The sequence below is a fragment of the Halomonas sp. R57-5 genome (assembly GCF_900070345.1).
GTDB classification, from domain to species: Bacteria; Pseudomonadota; Gammaproteobacteria; order Pseudomonadales; family Halomonadaceae; genus Vreelandella; species Vreelandella ventosae_B.
In genome coordinates this window covers 1,469,614-1,488,886 of the sequence record NZ_LN813019.1, presented here as the reverse complement: position 1 = coordinate 1,488,886, position 19,273 = coordinate 1,469,614, and the positions used below count along the sequence as shown (strand labels likewise).

11 protein-coding genes are annotated in these 19,273 nt (G+C 57.3%); 9 read left to right on the top strand and 2 right to left on the bottom strand.

Translation table 11 applies throughout. The features are described from left to right. Positions 1–68 precede the first annotated feature (68 nt). The 3 genes from HALO_RS06720 (at position 69) to sstT (ending at position 10,619) form a co-directional block, all read left to right on the top strand. Positions 69–8,672 (top strand): GH36-type glycosyl hydrolase domain-containing protein, encoded by an 8,604-nt coding sequence (locus HALO_RS06720; protein ID WP_050714131.1) that lies wholly within the window; start codon positions 69–71, stop codon positions 8,670–8,672. A 145-nt stretch (positions 8,673–8,817) separates the two neighbouring features. Continuing rightward, positions 8,818–9,138 carry a hypothetical protein gene (locus HALO_RS06715; protein WP_050713216.1) on the top strand — a complete coding sequence of 107 codons (321 nt, stop codon included), beginning with the start codon at positions 8,818–8,820 and terminating at the stop codon, positions 9,136–9,138. Between the two features lie 260 nt (positions 9,139–9,398). Then, positions 9,399–10,619 carry a serine/threonine transporter SstT gene (sstT, locus tag HALO_RS06710; RefSeq protein WP_050713215.1) on the top strand — a complete coding sequence of 407 codons (1,221 nt, stop codon included), beginning with the start codon at positions 9,399–9,401 and terminating at the stop codon, positions 10,617–10,619. Between the two features lie 69 nt (positions 10,620–10,688). Here sstT and HALO_RS06705 read toward each other — a convergent pair whose 3' ends face one another. Next, positions 10,689–11,993: an MFS transporter gene (locus HALO_RS06705; RefSeq protein ID WP_050713214.1), complete on the bottom strand. Its 1,305-nt coding sequence runs from the start codon at positions 11,991–11,993 to the stop codon at positions 10,689–10,691. Between the two features lie 129 nt (positions 11,994–12,122). On the opposite strand from HALO_RS06705, the gene HALO_RS06700 reads away from it, so the two are divergent. The 6 genes from HALO_RS06700 (at position 12,123) to HALO_RS06675 (ending at position 16,789) form a co-directional block, all read left to right on the top strand. Beyond that, positions 12,123–12,653 carry a helix-turn-helix domain-containing protein gene (locus HALO_RS06700; RefSeq protein WP_035584921.1) on the top strand — a complete coding sequence of 177 codons (531 nt, stop codon included), beginning with the start codon at positions 12,123–12,125 and terminating at the stop codon, positions 12,651–12,653. Then, entirely contained in the window at positions 12,650–13,372 is a 723-nt protein-coding gene (locus HALO_RS06695) for an AzlC family ABC transporter permease (protein WP_035584922.1), read from the top strand. Before HALO_RS06700 ends, HALO_RS06695 begins: the two co-directional genes overlap by 4 nt. Next, positions 13,369–13,704 carry an AzlD domain-containing protein gene (locus HALO_RS06690; protein ID WP_035584923.1) on the top strand — a complete coding sequence of 112 codons (336 nt, stop codon included), beginning with the start codon at positions 13,369–13,371 and terminating at the stop codon, positions 13,702–13,704. The genes HALO_RS06695 and HALO_RS06690 overlap by 4 nt, the downstream gene beginning before the upstream one ends. A 72-nt stretch (positions 13,705–13,776) precedes the next feature. Further along, on the top strand, positions 13,777–14,757 hold the full coding sequence (locus tag HALO_RS06685; RefSeq protein ID WP_035584924.1) for an ABC transporter substrate-binding protein: 981 nt from the start codon (positions 13,777–13,779) through the stop codon (positions 14,755–14,757). Beyond that, a complete protein-coding gene (locus tag HALO_RS06680) occupies positions 14,751–15,755 on the top strand; it encodes a FecCD family ABC transporter permease (protein WP_035584926.1) in 1,005 nt (334 codons plus the stop codon). Before HALO_RS06685 ends, HALO_RS06680 begins: the two co-directional genes overlap by 7 nt. Further along, positions 15,752–16,789: a FecCD family ABC transporter permease gene (locus tag HALO_RS06675; RefSeq protein WP_035584929.1), complete on the top strand. Its 1,038-nt coding sequence runs from the start codon at positions 15,752–15,754 to the stop codon at positions 16,787–16,789. The genes HALO_RS06680 and HALO_RS06675 overlap by 4 nt, the downstream gene beginning before the upstream one ends. Positions 16,790–16,874: 85 nt before the next feature. Here HALO_RS06675 and HALO_RS06670 read toward each other — a convergent pair whose 3' ends face one another. Then, the gene (locus HALO_RS06670; protein ID WP_035584930.1) at positions 16,875–19,013 is read right to left on the bottom strand and encodes a TonB-dependent receptor; all 2,139 of its coding nucleotides are present in this window, start codon (positions 19,011–19,013) and stop codon (positions 16,875–16,877) included. Between the last annotated feature and the right edge of the window lie 260 nt (positions 19,014–19,273).

Genomic DNA, 19,273 nt, shown 5'->3' with positions numbered 1-19,273 from the left:
CTCCGCGCGACCATTGTTCTGGTAAGGAAGCTCCACTTGTGCGGCTAAAAAATCGCACTGCCACCAGGATGGAATCTGTGAAACAACTTCTCCGTTTTGTGCGCCCGCACCCTACGTTTGCAGCGCCGTGGAACTCTACTGCCCCGGTCAGGGAAGAGCTTTTCAGCGCAGAACGGCTTGAACAGCACGCAGGCAGTTTGGCGCTTAAACAAGCAGTGACCAGCACGCCACCCAACGTAGTATCGTTAACACGACGTCTCAACGATAACGCGCGCGCCCTGCTGGACGTTTACCGCGCCAGCGCCACAGCGCTGGCAGGTGGGCGAGAAATTGTGCCCGCTGCCGCCTGGTTGCTCGATAATTACCATCTAATTGAAGCGCAAATTCGTGAAATACGCAGCGACCTTCCCCCAGGTTATTACCGCCAGCTACCGAAGTTAGCCAACGGGCCTTTTGCAGGCTACCCGCGGGTATTCGGTATCGCCTGGGCCTTTGTGGCGCACACCGACAGCCATATCGACCAGGATAATTTGCAGAATTTTATCACCGCGTATCAACGCGTTCAGCCACTGACCATTGGCGAACTATGGGCAGTGGCAATCACGCTTCGCATTGTGCTGATCGAGAACCTGCGCCGACTTGCCGACCAAATTATCAGCGAACAAACCGCAAGGGACGAAGCCGATGCATTAGCGGCTAAATGGTTAACGCCCACCGATCGGCAAACCTCCCAGGAACGTCATACCTTTCACCTGGAAACCACCACCCTTAATATTCATAAAGGGCCGTTAGCAGAGCCCTTCACCGCACAGCTCGCTAAGCGGCTGCGCGGCTTAGACCCGCGCAGCAGCCCGCTGGTTGATTGGCTTGATGAGCAGCTTAGCCGTAAGGGTGAAACCATCGACGAGATGGTTCAACACGCTCAGCAGCGCCAAGGCGCCGCCAACGTTACCGTGCGTAATATCATCACGAGCATGCGCTTTGTTTCCAGCATCGACTGGGCCGAGCTGTTTGAAAGTGTCAGTTTGGTGGATACACGGCTACGCCAGCAGAGTCACTTCGATCAACTTGACTTCCCCACCCGCAACCAGTATCGCAGCGCCATAGAGCAGATCGCCCGAGGATCTCGTTACAGTGAGCTCGAGGTAGTCGATGCGGCGCTCTCCCTCTCCCACCAGGCAGCGGCTGGCACCAGCGACCCGGCCGAAGCTGCACGGCGGGGAGACCCCGGCTATTTCTTGGTTGGCTCAGGTCGTTTAACCCTTGAGCGCCAAGTTCAGTTCACCCCCTCCTCCCGTCAGTGGTTGCGCCGCACGCTCATTCACCACGGTATTCGTAGCTATATCGTATTGATGGCGGTGATCACACTGACCCTGATGACACTGGCCGGTGGGCTACTGCTTTCGTTGCCGCTGGCGATAGGCAACGTGTCATTACCTTGGCTCATGCTGCTAGGAGCGTTCGGCTTCCTGCCCATTATGGAAGTCGCAACGCTGATCGTGAACCGCTTGATTATCTACTCTATCGACGCTCAGCCGCTGCCAGGTCTCGACCTTGCCAAAGGGGTTCCGCCTCAGTTAAGAACCCTGGTGGCGGTGCCTTCGCTGCTGACCAGCGAAGAAGAGCTGCGCGAACAGATTGAGCGCCTTGAAGTGCACCACTTATCCAGCGGTGAGGGGGCGCTTGGCTACGCGCTACTGCTTGACGGCGTGGATGCCCCCCAAGCGGAACTACCCCATGAGGCCGCGCTGTTAACGGCTGCTCAAGAAGCGGTAGAGCATTTAAATAAGCGGTACTGTCCTCTCGCCCTCGATAGCGATAAACGCTTCTTTTTGCTCCATCGGCGAAGGGTATTTAACGCCAGCGAAAATACCTGGATGGGGTGGGAGCGTAAGCGAGGCAAGCTGCACGAGCTAAATCGCTTGCTACGTGGCGCCACGGACACCACCTTTATAGACCCGCCACCGCTGCCCAGCGACTTACGCTACGTGATCACCCTGGATGCCGATACCCGTCTACCGCGAGGCGCGGCAAGCCGTTTGATCGGTAAAATGGCGCATCCGTTAAACCAGCCACGAATGGATCAGCAGCTACGTCGGGTCGTGGAGGGGTATGCAATACTGCAGCCTCGGGTGACGCCGTCGCTGCCCACAGGAGGCGAAGGCTCCATCTACCAGCGGCTATTCTCCGCGCCTGGGGGCATCGACCCTTACGCCGCCGCTATTTCAGATCTCTATCAGGATTTGGTCGGTGAAGGCTCGTTCGCCGGTAAAGGTATTTACGCGATTGATGCCTTTGAAGCCTCGCTGGCTGGCCGAGTGCCCGACAATAGCCTGCTCAGCCACGACTTGTTCGAGGGTGTATTTGCCCGTGCGGGACTCGCCTCCGATATCGAAGTGATTGAAGACTTCCCGGCCCGCTATGATGTAGCCGCCAAGCGTCAGCACCGCTGGACACGCGGCGACTGGCAACTGCTCCCTTGGCTAATCGCCCCGACGCTGCCGCTCACCGGGCGGATGAAAATGCTCGGCAACCTGCGCCGCTCGGTAACGCCACTATTAGTGCTGGCAAGCCTTGCGGTTAGCTGGCAGTTGCCGCTGAGCATGGCGATCACCAGTACACTGCTACTACTGGCCGTTGTCGGGGCACCGGTGTTGCTTTCCCTAACGGCCTCATTCGTTCCCTTCCGGGCGTGGTCTAGACTACGCCACCACTACCACCTTTGGTTTGACGAGCTAAAGCTGGGTAGCGCACAAATTCTGCTACTGATCATTTTTTTGCCCGACCAGGCATGGCGCATGCTGGACGCCATCGCCAGAACCTTAGTTCGTGTGCTGATCACCCACCGGCGTCTACTTGAGTGGACGTCTGCCGCCCAATCGATGAAAAGCCCACCGCTGACGGTATTGGGCTTCTACCAGCGCATGGCACCTGGCACCGTACTCGGGCTAGCGGTGGCTATCAGTGCGCTCTGGACAGCCAGCCACACATGGCCAATCGCACTGCCCATGGTGCTGCTTTGGTTGGCTGCTCCGGCAGTGGCATCTTGGTTGAGCAGCAGCACAAGTGTTGTTGTTCAACCCACCATTTCAACAGAAGAAGCCCTTGAGCTACGGGCAATTGCACGGAGAACCTGGCGCTATTTCGAAACCTTTGTGACCACCACAGATAACCGCTTACCGCCGGATAACTTTCAAGAAGATCCCCAGCCCGTCCTCGCCCAGCGCACCTCGCCTACCAATATGGGGCTCTATCTACTCTCCACCCTGGCCGCACGGGATTTCGGCTGGATTGGCACCCATGAAACGCTTGAACGACTGGAAGCAACGCTGGGTGTGATGCTGGGACTACCCCGCTATCGGGGGCACTTTTACAACTGGTATGCCACCCACGACCTGCGCCCGCTTAATCCCCGCTATGTATCTACAGTGGATAGCGGCAACTTGGCAGGGCACCTGATCGCTATCGCCAATGCCTGCGAAATATGGCAAACGGCAGGCTATCTAACTGACCCACGCGCGGGTATTGCTGACACGCTCAACCTTGCTCGGCAGGCACTCAAGCAGGTTTCAACCCTGCCGGAAAAATTAGCGGTTCAACTGAGCGTGCAGTTTGACGCCATTGACGCCCAGCTAAAGGGCGAAGTGATGTCGATGGTATGCTTGGCAAATATCGCCGCTTTGATGGATAGCGCTTTAAATTTGGTGCGAAAGCCCCTCAACGCGTATAGCGACTCCTATAGCGAAGACCTGCTGTTTTGGTTGGAAGTTTTACAGTCCTCCGTCGCTCAACACAGCCATGACCGGAATACCCAGCCAAGCTTGGACAGGGGGGCAATCGCCCTGCGCCTGCAACAGCTTGCCGATTCAACGCGACGCCTGGCACTGGGCATGGATTTCGATTTCCTGTTCAATCACGAGCGCCAATTGTTGTCGATAGGTTATTCACTCGACGACAACTGCCTGGATACCAGCTGCTACGACCTACTGGCTTCCGAAGCACGGCTGGCCAGCCTATTTGCAATTGCCAAAGGCGACATACCCACCCGCCACTGGTTCAGGCTAGGGCGTGCTGCCACTCCGGTTACCTTTGGCTCGGCGCTGATTTCCTGGTCGGGGTCGATGTTTGAATACCTGATGCCGTCGCTGGTAATGCGCGCTCCGGGGGGCAGCCTGCTGGAGCAAACCAACCGGCTGGTGGTGAAACGTCAAGAGACCTACGCCGCCCAGCTCTCCGCGCCCTGGGGTATTTCTGAATCCGCTTATAACGCCCGGGATATGGAGTTCACCTATCAATACTCTAATTTTGGGGTGCCGGGCTTAGGGCTCAAACGGGGGCTATCTGCTGACCTGGTGATTGCACCGTACGCCACCGGTCTGGCCACCATGGTTGACCCCAGCGGCGCCTGTCGCAATTTCAAACGCTTAACGGAGATGGACGCACTAGGCCGCTACGGTTTCTACGAAGCGCTCGACTTTACCCGTTCGCGGCTGCCCGCTGGGGAAAGCGTAGTGATTGTACGTAGTTTTATGGCCCACCATCAGGGCATGACCATCGTGGCCATCGCTAACACCCTGCACCACGGCCAAATGCGCGCCCGTTTTCACCGCGAGCCGATGATTCAAGCCAGTGAGCTACTGCTCCAAGAGCGGGTACCGCGTAATGTGGCGATCGCCCACCCCCGCGCGGAAGAGGTGAAGTCAACGGCCAGCCAGAGTATTAACGAGGCCCAAACCATTCGCCGCGCCTCAATGGCCGCCGGTGGCCCGCCCGTTACCCATTTACTCTCCAACGGCTGCTACTCGGTGATGCTAACGGCCACCGGCGGGGGCTACAGCAGGTGGCGTAACATCGCCATTAGCCGCTGGCAGCCGGACACCACCCGCGACCACTTAGGCAGCTTTATTTTTCTACGCGACAGCAAACACCCCGGCGTGTGGACCGCCACAGGACAAACGGCGGCACACCCAGCCGACGATAATGATGACCATAGCTATGCGATATTTGCCGAGGATTATGCTCGCTATACCCATCGTCACGACGATATCACCAGTCACATGGAGGTGCTGGTTTCCGGCGAGGACGACAGCGAAGTGCGCCACCTTTCGCTAACTAACAACAGCCGTCACCCCCGTGACATCACGCTTACCTCCTATTCTGAGTTAGTCTTGACCAGCCCCAGTGCCGACAATGCGCACCCCGCCTTTGCCAAGATGTTTGTGGTGACCGAGTATCTGGAAGCATTCAATGCCCTGATCGCAACAAGGCGTCGGCGCTCCCCCGATGATGAGCAGGTGTGGGCGGCTCACTTTGCGGTGGTAGAGGGCGACATTGTGGGCGAGCTGGAGTTCGAGACTGATCGTGCCCAGTTTTTAGGCCGCGGCCGAAGCATGTTGCACGCCTCAGCGCTGGCAGAGGGGCAGCGCCTTTCGAGCAGTGTCGGTAGCGTACTGGATCCTATTTTTGCGCTGCGCTACTGCCTGCGCGTGGCGCCTGGCAAAGCCACCCGCATCGCTTACTGGACGGTGGTCGCCTCCTCCCGCGAAGCGCTGATGGATCTGATCGACAAACATCACGACCGCAGTGCTTTTGAGCGCGCCAAAMCCCTCGCCTGGACTCAGGCACAGGTTCAGCTTCGCCATTTAGGCATTCAGCCTGAAGAAGCGGCCGACTTTCAGCGTTTGGCTGCGCCGATTCTTTATCCTGATGCCCGATTTAGAGCACCTTCCGAGGCCATTGAGCGTGGCGCCGGGCCGCAGTCACGGCTCTGGCAGCACAGTATTTCCGGCGACCTGCCAATTATTCTAATGCGCATCGATAGCGTTGATGACATTGGCCAGGTACGCCAACTACTGCGCGCCCACGAATATTGGCGCATGAAGCGGCTAGGCGTGGATGTGGTGATTATCAATGAACGCTCCTCCTCCTATATTCAGGATCTACAGCAAGCCATTGAAACCGCCGTGCTTAGCAGCCAAACCCAGCCTCGTTTTAAAAAGGATTTCGCTCAGGGCTCTGTAATTGCACTACGTGCCGACCTGATGAGTTTGGAAGTGCGCACACAGCTTCAGTCGATAGCATGCGTCGCGTTAATGGCCCATCGTGGCAGCATAGCGAACCAGCTAGCCCTGACGCTGCCCGCACTCCGCGCGCCAACCCAGCTCCAATCGTTTATCAAACGCCCCCTACCCAAGCACATCCCACTCAATGTCAGTGAAACACCGCTCCCAGCGCTTGAGTTTTTTAATGGGTTGGGCGGTTTTGCCTTGGATGGCCGCGAGTATGTAACGGTACTTGAGGCGGGAAGCTCCACACCCGCGCCGTGGATAAACGTGATCGCTAACGCGGGCTTCGGCTTTCAAGTATCAGCAGAAGGCGCCGGCTATGTATGGGCGGATAACAGCCGCGAAAACCAGCTAACAACGTGGTCGAACGATCCTGTTGTGGATCCGAGTGGCGATGTGATCTATGTCCGTGATGAAGAGTCGATGGCCCTTTMCACCGCCACTGCCCGCCCTGTACGCGATCATGGCCGCTACATAGCGCGGCACGGCTTCGGTTATAGCCAGTTCGAGCATCAAGCGGATGGGATTGCCCTGGAGCTGCTGCACTTCGTACCGCTAGAAGCCCCACTTAGGGTGTCGCGGCTACGTCTTAGCAATCACTCCGGGCGTCCACGTATGCTCTCCGTGACGGCTTATGCCGAATGGGTACTGGGTACCTCGCGCAGTGGCTCGGCCCCTTTTCTTATATCGCACCCAGATGCCGATAGCGGCGCGTTGCTGGTTGAGAACCCCTGGAATATAAATTTCCCAGGCCGGGTAGCGTTTCTGGATATCGGCACTCAGCCCACTTCCTGGACGGCTGATCGCTGCGAATTTATCGGCCCGGGAGGCAGCTTGGCAGCGCCCGCAGGATTGCGCAGCCACGCTCCGCTCTCCGGCACCCAAGGTGCGGGGCTGGACCCTTGCGCCGCGCTTAACCGCAGCGTGACGCTAGCGGCCGGTGAAAGCGTCGATATCGTTGTATTAATGGGTCAAGGCAGCTCCACTGCTGAGGCCACAACGCTGATTGCGCGTTATCGCGAGGCGGATATTGACGCCGAACTCGCCATAGTCACAGCGTACTGGCAAACGCAGCTTAACGCGGTACAAGTAACGACCCCTGACCGTGCCATGGACATCATGCTTAACGGCTGGCTGATGTATCAAACCATTGCCTGCCGAATCACCGCGCGCTCAGGGTTTTACCAAGCCAGCGGCGCCTATGGTTTCCGCGACCAGTTGCAGGACGGTATGGCGTTAACGTTCACTAGCCCCGAAACCACTCGCGAGCATTTACTGCGTGCCGCTTCCCGCCAGTTTGTTGAAGGCGATGTTCAGCACTGGTGGCTGCCCCACTCCGGACAAGGGGTGCGTACGCGCATTTCCGATGACCGGGTGTGGCTGGCCTATGCCTGCGCTCGCTATATCGCCACCTCCCACGACGCCGCCGTGCTGGAGGAGCCGGTAAGCTTTCTGGAAGGCGCTGAATTAGCCCCTGGCGAGCACGACAGTTTTTTCCAGCCGATGATTGCAGCGGAAACCGCCTCGCTGTTTGAGCACTGCGCCCGTGGCTTAGATCAGTGCATATCGCTTTCCGGCGAGCACGGTTTGCCGCTGATCGGTGGCGGCGATTGGAACGATGGCATGAACCGCGTTGGCGAAGCGGGCGAAGGCGAAAGCGTGTGGCTTGGCTGGCTGCTGGTGCATACCCTGGAACTGTTTCTACCCTATGCCCAGCAGTACGAAAAACAAGCGCCTTCAGCCACACCAGATACACCACGCGCTAAGCGTTGGCGTGCCCATATCACTGCGTTGCGCGGTGCGCTGGAAAGCAACGCCTGGGACGGCCAGTGGTACCGACGGGCGACCTTCGATGACGGCACTTGGCTGGGTAGCAAAGAGAGCGACGCCTGCCAAATTGATTCGATTGCCCAGACTTGGGCGGTACTCTCGGGGGCAGCAGCCCCCAACCGCGCAGCCCTCGCCATGGCGTCACTGGAACGCGAGCTGATCAGGCACGATGAGCAACTTGCACTGCTGTTTTGGCCCCCCTTCGATCAGCCCCAGCGCGACCCTGGCTATATCGGCGGCTACCCACCCGGCATGCGCGAAAACGGTGGGCAATATAGCCACGCCGCGATGTGGGCAATTCTCGCCTTTGCCAAGCTCGGCGAGGGCAGCAAAGCGCATGCGCTTTTTGCGCTACTCAACCCGATCAATCATGCCCGCACCGCCGAAGAAGCCGCTCGTTATCACGTCGAACCCTATGTGGTCGCCGCGGATGTCTATTCTGTTGCGCCTCACACGGGGCGTGGCGGCTGGACTTGGTACACGGGCTCAGCGGGTTGGATGTACCGCGCCGGTATTGAGGGCATTCTGGGTATCCGTCGGGAAGGTGGCTGGCTGGTGATTGCCCCCTGCCTTCCCCATGACTGGCCAGGTTTTAGCGCAACGCTGAACGTTGCCGATACCCACTACGCGGTTAAGGTTACCACCACCGATGAGGCGCTTAACGCACAACTTGATGGCCGTCACCTCACACTCCAGCAGGGAGAGGTACGTGTCCCACTGGATGGCCAACACCACCAGCTTGAGGTGTTTATTCATCGATCACATAACCCATGTTAACTAACTGTTTGTCAGCCATTTTTCACATTTGCTTCTTACTCACGGCTATATTAGTCTCAATCTCGCACGCTAAGCGTGCCATTTATCTTCAGGTGGTTCTGCCAGTTTAACCGCCGTCCCATTCGCAATCACACGGAGCCGTGATATGCATAGCGAAACATCAAACGACCTTTCCCAGGCGGGTCTTCATATCGCCATTCAAGACATCAAGGATGAACTGTTCGATACCCCCGAGTGCGACTACGCCGTAGCCCAACTGCTAACCCGCTGGGGTCAAGCTGAAAAAGCTGAGCAACTGCTGGATGAGATGCTGATGAAGTGGGGCACTTCACCCGAAGTACTGGCTTTAACTCAGCGTGGGTATACGGAGATCGTGGGTGAAAGTGAGCTACCCGCAGATAACGACGAACCCCTCCGCAAACCGAAACAAACTGCTCCAGCAGCCCTCGGCGTCGTGGCGGCCTAATCGGTTGATTCTGCACGGCTAACTTGCCTGTGCAAAAAAGCACCCTCTATCAAGCCCCTACCTGGTTACGCGGTTGGGGCATTTTTATTGAATCAATGCGGCGTGCCATCGCTACCCCTCAAAATAGCCATCTCCTCGACTAGGTAAATATCAGCGTCACGGAAGAAGGCATCAGCTGATAGAATACTGCCCCTTTCAGGTGCGTTAGCGGGCCCTACCGCAACGCCACCCCCCACTTTTGACTACCTGAGAGTTGCGCAATGATCGCCACCGCCCACGCAGTATTCCGGCCACTTTTACGGCTGGGCCTTATCTCGCAAATTTTAATCGGTATCGTTGCCGGGGTATTGCTTGCCCTTTTCTCACCGGGCATTGCTAGCGATGTGGCGCTGCTTGGCCAGTTATTTATCGCTGCCTTACAAGCGGTAGCTCCCATTTTGGTGTTTGTATTGGTGGCGGCAGCGATTTCAGCTCACCAAAAAGGCCAGCCAACCCACATTCGACCCGTGCTGATGCTGTATGTGGCGGGCACGTTAATCGCTGCATTAATTGCCGTGGCGGCCAGCTTTTTATTTCCTMCCGAACTCTCATTGAATGCAGGCCAAGTTGACGGCAGCCCGCCCGGGGATATTTTTAGCGTGCTGCGCGACCTGCTGTTGAATGCGGTGGCCAACCCGGTTAGKGCACTGATGGAGGCTAACTTCATCGCTATTCTGGCCTGGGCCATCGGCCTGGGTTTGACCCTGCGCCAAGCCAGCGACACCACCCGCCAAGCGTTAAGCGACTTATCCACGGCGGTCACCCGCATTGTGACGCTGGTGATTCGTTTAGCGCCGCTGGGTATCTTTGGTTTGGTGGCAGGCACGCTGGCAGAATCCGGCGTTGCGGCGCTGCTTAATTACGCCCAGTTACTAGGTGTGATTGTGGGTTGCATGCTGTTTGTAGCGCTAGTGAGCAACCCGCTGCTGGTTTACTTCACCACCCGGCAAAACCCTTATCCCCTTGTATTTACGTGCCTGCGCGGCAGTGCGATTACCGCCTTTTTCACCCGTAGCTCGGCCGCGAATATCCCGGTGAACCTGGAGCTATGCCGCCGCCTAAAGCTCGACCCTGACACCTACTCCATTTCCATTCCGCTGGGCGCGACGATCAATATGTGCGGTGCGGCCATCACTATTACGGTGATCACTCTGGCAACCACTCATACGCTGGGCATTAGCGTCGACTTCCCTACGGCGTTGCTACTTTGCGTGGTTTCAGCGCTGGCGGCCTGCGGCGTTTCAGGCGTGGCGGGCGGCTCACTGATGCTGATTCCCATGGCCGCCAACCTGTTTGGTATTCCCACGGAAGTGGCCATGCAAGCGGTGGCGATTGGCTTTGTGATCAGCGTGGTACAGGACTCCACCGAAACCGCCCTCAACTCCTCTACCGATGTGCTGTTCACTGCTGCTTGCCAGTCGCAAGAGGCGAAGCGCTCTTAAGAGCCCCCCTGGGGAGCGGCTGCTTATAACAGCCGCTCCCCCAGTGCTTGCCCCCAGTACTTTCCCACATTAACTCGTGGATGTTTTAACAAGCCCCGCCAAACGCTCCCGTTCATCCTCTTCATAAAAACTCGGGTCATTAAATAAGTCTCGCTGGGTATCATCAAAGATCATTTCCAACACCTCTGCACTACTTTGCACCATCGGCTCAAAGTGTGCGGTATGAGTAACCACTGCCCTGACGCGGCGGCGGCGATACAGCGCGTAGATACCTAGCAAGGTGAATACGCAAGCAATATAGAGCGGCAAGCCATGCCCTCCCACGGCGCYCATCAGTGACCCCGCCGCTATCGGTGCCACGGCACAGCCCGCGCCGTGCATTACCAGCATATCCGCCGAGCCGGAGACAATTTCATCCGGGTGGAGCTGGTCTATCAACTGCGCTACCGCCAGCGGGTAGAGGGAAAACGCCAAACCGCCCCAGATAAAATAGAGCCCCAGCAGCACCTCGTGGCTGGGCGCAAAGGGCATGGCCGCAGCTATCAAGGCCGCAAGCAGCACCACCCAGATCATGACCATAGGGCGGTCGTGTTTATCAGAGAAGCGCCCGATGGGAATCTGCAGCAGCGCCCCGCCAATAATCGCCACGCTCATCACCAGCCCGACCCCGCCAATATCAAACCCCAGTTGAGTGGCGTAGACCGGGGTCATCGACCAGAACGCGCCCATGGCAAGCCCCGACAACGCGGCAGAAGCCACCGCCAAAGGAGCAAAGCCTAACAACGCGCGCAGGCTACTTTTGGGCCGCTCAGGTATTTTGGGCTGCACGCGACGGGTCATGGTAATGGGTAACAGCGCCCAACTGATCAAAATGGCGATCACCACAAAGAGTAAAAACCCGTCGGGTGAAGAGAGCCGCAGCAACTGCTGAGCCGTGGCTAGAGCGCCCAAGTTGACCACCATATAGACAGCAAAAATACGCCCCCGCTCATGGCTGGCGGCTTGGCTATTCAGCCAGCTCTCAATCACGGTCACTAAGGTGATAAACGAAAGCCCATAGATCACCCGCAATGGTAGCCATACCCAGGGGTTGATAAACACTAGGTGCAGCAGCGCCACCGATGCACAAATAGAGGCGCAGAAGCCAAAGGTACGGATATGCCCCATGCGCCGAATTAAGCGTCCGCTCACCCAGGTACCGCAGATAAAGCCAACAAAGTAGCCGGACATAATCATCCCCAGCACCGCGCTGGAGAAGCCCTCCCCCGTACCACGCAGGGTTAGCAGCGTATTCAGTAAGCCGTTACCCAGCAGCAGTAACGCCACACTGTATAGGATCGATTTAACCGGTTTGAGCATTGCCAATGAACGCATTGCGCTTCCTCGCAGCAGCCAACCTAAAGGTCATGCATAAAGAGTGCCACTGAAAGCGGTTGTCACAATCATTGACAGGCTAACGTTCTTTATATAGAACGTTCTATAAAAGGAACACGAGATGACAAGATGGATAAGCCCTCACTCAACACCCTAGGCCAACACCTTCAAGCACTTCGCCTTGAGCGGGGCTGGTCGCTATCGCAGTTGGCCAATGAGGCGGGGATTGCCAAATCCAACCTGTGTCGCCTTGAACAGGGCAACGGCAACCCGACCCTGGATACCATTTGGCGGCTTGCAGTGCAGCTCAATGTGCCTTTCGGCACGCTGGTCGCGCCAATCAACGTGCCGCTGGGTGAAGATGGCGTGCAGGTGCGCCTAATCGATCAAGGCAAGGACTCCCCTCAGGTGGACGCCTATTGGATGCGCTGCGCACCGCATACATTGCGCCACGCTGAAGCCCATACACCCGGCACCCGTGAATCACTCACGCTGATTAGCGGCTGGTTGGAAGCAGGGCCAGAGGGCGCCACCACGGTGCTAACACCGGGAGAGACCATCACCTTTGCCGCCGACCAACCGCACTTTTACCGTACCCACGAAGCGGAGGCCACTTTGATGATGACCATCACCTATGGTGCAGAAGGCCAAACATCATGAGCCAAGCTGCCAGCCACTCTCCCGTTCGTAGCGCGCTGCAAGGCGTGCGTGAGGCCATCCCACTACTGGGCGGCTACATTCCAGTGGCGTTGTCATTCGGCTTAGTCGCCACCCAGGCAGGCTTCAGCACGCTGGAGGCCACGGCTATTTCAGCGCTGATTTACGCCGGTGCTTCGCAATTTCTATTTGTCGGTATGATCGCTACAGGCGCCCCGCTGTGGCTGGTGGTGGCGATGACGCTGCTGATTAACGTGCGCCATGTGGTGTACGGCCCTAACCTGGCAGCGCTACTGCCGCGTAGCCGCCACTGGCCCTGGCTGATGCACGGCCTCACCGATCAGGTATTTGCCCTGGCCTTAACCCGGCTGCCTCAATTGCCCGAGGCAAAGCGATTTAGCTGGTTTGTCGGTGCGTCGCTACTGGCTTGGGGCGCCTGGATCATCGGTACCGCGGTGGGGGCCACCGCAGGGGAAGCATTTACCGCCCGCTGGCCACTGCTGGGTGAGATTATGCCCTTCGCCCTGCCTGCGCTGTTTTTGACCATGGTGGCACCGCGCTTCACTGATAAGCGTTGGGCAGTGGCCATGGGCTGCACCATTCTAGCAGCACTCGGTTTAACGCTGGTCGGCTGGAGCAACGTGGCGATTCCTCTCGCGGCGGCTTGCGGTGCGTTGTGCTTCTATACGCTGAAATTCCAAAACAGGAGGTGTGAACAATGAGCACCGCACTTTGGCTAGCGGTCGTGGTTTCTGCCATTGGCACCCTGTTGATGCGGGTAGTGCCGTTTTTATGGATGCAGCGCCGGCTCAACAGCGCTACCGGCATTAATAACATGCCCCAGTGGCTGGGTATTCTGGGCCCGCTAATGATAGCCGCCGTGCTGGGGGTGTCCATTGTGCCGGTGAATCCAAGCGCTGTTTCCTGGATCGCCACCGCCATCGGGCTTGCCGTTACGCTGCTGGTCTGGTCGCGAGTACGCTCACTGGGCTGGCCGGTGGCGGCCGGGGTCGCGGTGTTTGGGATAGTAGAGGTCGCGGCCTTCATTTGGTAATGCTTTGCATTAGCTTTTACGTCGTGCCATCATCCTGGCTCTTCACTCCAAGCCCCTCGTAAAGTGACAGTAATGTTAAAAGCACACACCCATGGCAAGAACGTTTTAATGAGTGTGTTGCTGATAACACTGGCGGCGCTATTTCCCGCTATATCGACGGGTAACGCGCTACACGGCCTTCCTGAATCACCCCGTATTGTGACGCTTTACCAGGGGGCTACCGACAGCGCCGTCGCCCTTGGGCTAACGCCTATTGGCGTGGTCGATTCCTGGCTGGAAAAGCCCATGTACCGCTATCTGCGCGATCCACTTGATAGCGTCGAGCATGTGGGGCTGGAAACCCAACCCAACCTGGAAAAGATTGCCTGGCTTGATCCAGACCTGGTCATTGCCAGCGACTTTCGCCATGCGCGAATAGCGCCGCTACTGGAGGCCATCGCCCCCACTGTATCTGCCCCGACAGTGTTTAACTTCAAGACCACGCTGAATATGGTGGCCAATGCTACTGGCCGCGAAGCGCAGGCAAATGAGCTGCTTGAGCAATGGGATGATCGTGTCGCCGACTTTCGCCAGCAGATCGCCGCCAAGTTGAGCAGCGAGTGGCCGCAAAAAGTGGCCGTGGTGCGGTTTAAAAGCGACCACGTGCGCATCTATACCAGCGGCTTTGCAGGCTCGATTCTTGATGAGCTGGGCTTTACTCAGCCGGATACACTGCAAAGCCAGAGTTGGGGAATGAAGCTTTCCAGTACTGAAAACATTCCAGTGCTGGATGCCGATGCCCTCTTTATTCTGCTTGAGCCCGATGACCCCGCTATTGCAGATAATTACCAACACTGGGCCTCCCACCCACTCTGGCAACAGCTGTCAGCGGTACAAAGTGGGCGCGTATTTGAAGTTGAGCCGGTGAGTTGGATGATGGGTGGCGGCATATTGGCGGCCAACGCCATGCTGGATGATCTGTATAGCCACTATGGGCTGTTGCAACCCGAAGCGGCACCGCATCAGGCTTGCCTGCCTCACACCAGCGGCCGTGGGGAACCTACTTCATGCTAAACAGTACTGCCGCAAAGAGTATTGGCCTGCTACTTGGCGTGCTGGTGGCACTAGGCGCCTTTTTCGCCAGCGTGATGTTAGGCACAACGGATATCCCCCTCTCCGCTCTGTACGGATCGCTCGCCCATTACGACCCTACCAACATCGCCCACATCATTCTTTTAACTGAGCGCTTACCCCGTGCGGTGATTGCCGCTCTAGTGGGCGCCAGCTTAGCCATTGCCGGGGCGCTGATGCAGACCATGACGCGCAACCCGTTGGCGTCGCCGGGCATTTTGGGCATCAATGCAGGTGCGATGTTTTTTGTGGTGGTCGCGGTTTCGCTATTACCGCTACATACCCCCGCGCACTACGTATGGGCCGCGCTATTGGGGGCACTCGTTGCGGCCGTACTGGTGGTGGTGCTTAGCCGCGGCTGCCACGGTGAGCTTTCACCGCTACGGGTTGTGCTGGCAGGCGTTGCGGTAACGGCGATGTTTGTGTCGTTCAGCCAAGGACTTCTGGTCATTGACCAGCAAAGTTTTGAAAGCGTGCTTTACTGGCTGGCGGGCTCAGTGTCGGGACGCGATCTTTCATTGGTAGCGCCCTTACTGCCTCTTTTTGGTGGAGCACTGCTGCTCAGCGCACTGCTGATACGCCACGCCAACGCACTATTGCTAGGCGATGACATGGTCACTGGACTCGGCATGCAGGCTACCACCATCAAGCTACTACTCGGCTTAATTGTGATTGTGCTAGCAGGTAGCTCCGTGGCGCTGGCGGGCATGATCGGTTTTGTCGGCCTGATTGTGCCCCACATGGCACGGGGAATATTTGGCATCGACCATCGCTGGCTGCTGCCGGCCTGCGCTCTTCTGGGTGCCTGTTTGCTGCTGCTGGCCGATCTAGGCTCGCGCTTTTTAATGCCACCCCAGGAGATACCTGTCGGCGTGATGACCGCGCTGATCGGCACGCCCTTCTTTATCTATCTGGCACGGCGCAAGATGGCTGGCCAATGAGAACAGACGCCACGATAACCCTTAACAGCGGAGCAAAAAGCGACAGTAATCGCTTACTACGTCACCTGCTGATGCTAAGCCTTTTATTGCTAGCAAGCGCCGGGCTGTCGCTCTGTTTAGGCGGTTTTCCCACGCCACCTCTGCAGGTACTAGACGCACTAACAACCCCTCAAAGCAGCGATATCGCCTTTATTATTTGGGAGCTGCGCCTTCCTCGCATCACGCTAGCAATACTGGTCGGTGCCGCCCTGGCAATAGCGGGGGCGATTCTGCAGAGCATCGTACGCAACCCGCTGGCCTCCCCAGACGTGATCGGCATTACCAGCGGTGCAGCGTTGGCGGCGGTGCTATTTCTAGCGCTATTGAGCACGACCTTGAGCATTCACTGGCTGCCCGTTGCGACCATGCTGGGAGCACTGGTTTCTGCACTGCTGGTGGTGAGCTTGGCCTGGAAAAACGGTGTTAGCCCATCGCGCATGGTGCTAGTCGGCATTGGCCTGGCCGCGGCCATGGGCGCTGGCACCACCCTGTTAATCGTGATCAGCGATGACTCTGCCGCCATGACCGCCTATGTATGGCTAACCGGCAGCCTTTACGCGGCGCAATGGGACGATGTGTGGGGCCTATTGCCGTGGTTAGTCGTCGCGGTGCCTATCAGCCTACTCTTCGCCCGCCATGCGGATGCCATGGCCCTGGGTGATAGCGTTGCCGAAGGGCTTGGGGTGGCGATTCTGCGCAGCAGATTGGTATTGCTGGCCTGCAGCGTGGCGCTGGCAGGTGCCGCTGTGGCGTTTGCCGGTGGTTTGAGCTTTGTGGGACTAATTGCGCCCCACCTGGCCGCTAGGCTGGTGGGGCGAAACATGGCACGCCTGGTGCCAGCATCAGCGCTGGTTGGCGCCTTGATTGTGCTTTACGCCGACCTGCTGGGCCGAGTGGCGTTTTTACCCAAAGACCTACCTGCGGGCATCTTTGTTGCCGGGATAGGCGCGCCCTTCTTCGTTTACTTACTGCATAGATCGCGAGCTCGCTTTTAGCGCGAATTGACAAAAAAAAAGCGGCGCCCCAAAGGCGCCGCCAAACAGTATCGAGCAAAAAACATAGAAAATAGAAAGCGGCTGACTAGAAATCCAGCTGGTACCTCAGCGTGAAAGTGCGGCCACGCCCAGTGAAGTAGTACTCATCGCTGATGCGTGCGGCTTGAGAGTAGTAAGTGAGGTAATCTTCATCGGTGAGGTTTTCGATACCCACTGACACCCTGCCGGTGGGCAGGCGATAGGCTAATGAAGCATCCACTAAGCCGTAGCCGTCAAAATCAAGCTCAGGGTTATCGACGCTTCGATCGAAGTAGTAACTACCCTGCAAGCGCGTGGAAACGCGGTCGTTCCAGGTAGCGCTCCAGCCCAGTTTGAGCGTATCCGGGGCAATATTGATACCGGTGAGTTTGGTATCTACGCTACCGTCGCCATCCTGATCCGACTTACCTTCGGTGTGGGCATAAGAGAGCGACAGGTCATGCTTGTCGGCCACCTGCATGTCGCCGGTAATCTCAACGCCCTGGATCTCGGTTTTCTCTCGGCTACCGACCCAGGTGCCATTCTGCTCGGTAAGCCGCTGGCCGTAATCCGAATTGGACTCATAGTAGCTAATCTCTAGCCCGTAGCCATCCCAGTCAAAACGCGCGCCTATTTCCCGGTTATCGGTAACAATCGGCTGAAGCTGCAGCAAGGTGTCCACATCCTGGCCCGCCGTGCCAATGCCGCGTAGCACCCGGCCCACATCGGGCATGCCAAAGCCTTCCGAATAGTTGGCGTACAGCTGGGCCCAGTCGGTGGCTTGATAGGTTAAGCCGACGTTATACAGCGTTTCATCGAAACTGGGCTTGCCACCGTCCACGGTGACGTTGTCTTGGGTGACATTGCTGCGATCAATCGTTTGGAAGGTATCCACCTCAAGCTCGGCATGCTCGTGACGCACCCCGGCATGCAGCGTGAGAGGATCCGCGAGCTTAAACTGGCCCTGCAGGAAAGGCGCCAAATTACGATAGCGGCTTTCCGGCACGTAGGTGCGCCCGGTATGCACCAGCATCTGGCTTGTTTCGTCTTCCAATACGTCCAAACCAACCGTCACACCCAAACGGTCATCCAGCATACCATCACGGTTCAAGGTGAATTTGGCGCCCATTTTGTCAGATTCATTCCGCGTTTGGTCATACAGGGTATCCCCTGCACTATCCAGATAAGGGAAAAATGGCGTAGTGGCAAAGCGTGCACGGAAGCGCTGACGATATACTTGGGCGTCCAGCTCGTTGCCAAACCAATCAGCGTGGGAGTAGGAAAGCCGAGCGGAGGTCACTTCATTAAATCCAGGCTCGCCGTCACGACGGCCTTTGCGTGCCGTGGTGGGAACACCTGCAGAGCGGTCTCCTGTTACCGGTACGTAGTCGTTGCCCTCTTCCAAATCGAAGTGATTCAGCGAGAACTCAACATTCTGGTTGTCGTCGATCCAGTAGCCGAGCTTGCCGAAAAGATCGTAGCTTTCCGAGTTTTGCAGCTCGCCTGGGTAGGCAATACCGACCACCTCATCGTTGCCATCGTAAAAAACCCCGCGCTCCTGACGCGTCGCTGCGGCAACGAAATCCCAGTCGCCTTGCTGGCCGCTAATGCGGTAGTCCAGCTTGTTGCCTAGCCCATCCGACTGGAGATCATCATCCATGGTCAGGCTAATGCCCGCGTGTTGGCTAATGCCCCCGCCTTCGGCACGCCGGGTCACCAGGTTGATCAAGCCCCCCGTAGCGCCTAAACCATGCTCGGCGCTGGCCCCGTGGATGACTTCAATACGCTCCACCATGGAAAGGTCAATGGTATAGCTATCCCGGGAGCTGTCCCGCAACGGGTTGGACTGCGGCACACCATCAATCAGAAAAAGCGCGTCGCGGCCGCGGAATGTTTCGCCCGCATTGGAGAGCTTTTGGCGACTGGGTGAGTAAGAGGGAATCAGATTGCTGAGCACCTGGCCCGGGTCATCGGTAATCGCTAGCTGCTGCTCGATCTGTTCGCGGCTGATGATCGTTACCCGCTGTGGCGTTTGACCCGCTTCGCTGTGGCTGCGGGTGGCGGTTACCACCATAGTAGAGTCGGCGTCATCGGCGTCGCTTTGAGCCTCTACAGATTCAGACACCTGCCCATAAGCGTGGCTGGCAGCCACCAAACCGGCGAGCGTTACCGTAGGCCAAAATACCCAATGTTTCTTAATATACATCTACTTTTTATCCCCTTGCTTTTGAGTGAACCCTTGCTCTAAAAACAAATCTACATCTAAATGATAATAATTAATTTATGCGTATGATACTCAAAGATCTACTCAACTGGAACGCCTCGTTCACTATTACGACACGACTAACCCACTCATTCATTTCTCCTTTCCTCCGTGAAGGCCACAGTTATGCGGCAAGTAATGATTTACTTACCTGTGGCAGATATTGAAAATGAGAATATTTTGTCTTACGGTTCTGCCTGCGT

Excerpts from the sequence above, each read along its gene's own strand:
- HALO_RS06715 (WP_050713216.1), top strand. The coding sequence starts at position 8,818 with ATGCATAGCGAAACATCAAACGACCTTTCCCAGGCGGGTCTTCATATC.
- HALO_RS06700 (WP_035584921.1), top strand. The coding sequence starts at position 12,123 with ATGGATAAGCCCTCACTCAACACCCTAGGCCAACACCTTCAAGCACTT.
- HALO_RS06695 (WP_035584922.1), top strand. The coding sequence starts at position 12,650 with ATGAGCCAAGCTGCCAGCCACTCTCCCGTTCGTAGCGCGCTGCAAGGC.
- HALO_RS06690 (WP_035584923.1), top strand. The coding sequence starts at position 13,369 with ATGAGCACCGCACTTTGGCTAGCGGTCGTGGTTTCTGCCATTGGCACC.
- HALO_RS06685 (WP_035584924.1), top strand. The coding sequence starts at position 13,777 with ATGTTAAAAGCACACACCCATGGCAAGAACGTTTTAATGAGTGTGTTG.
- HALO_RS06680 (WP_035584926.1), top strand. The coding sequence starts at position 14,751 with ATGCTAAACAGTACTGCCGCAAAGAGTATTGGCCTGCTACTTGGCGTG.
- HALO_RS06675 (WP_035584929.1), top strand. The coding sequence starts at position 15,752 with ATGAGAACAGACGCCACGATAACCCTTAACAGCGGAGCAAAAAGCGAC.
- HALO_RS06670 (WP_035584930.1), bottom strand. The coding sequence starts at position 19,013 with ATGTATATTAAGAAACATTGGGTATTTTGGCCTACGGTAACGCTCGCC.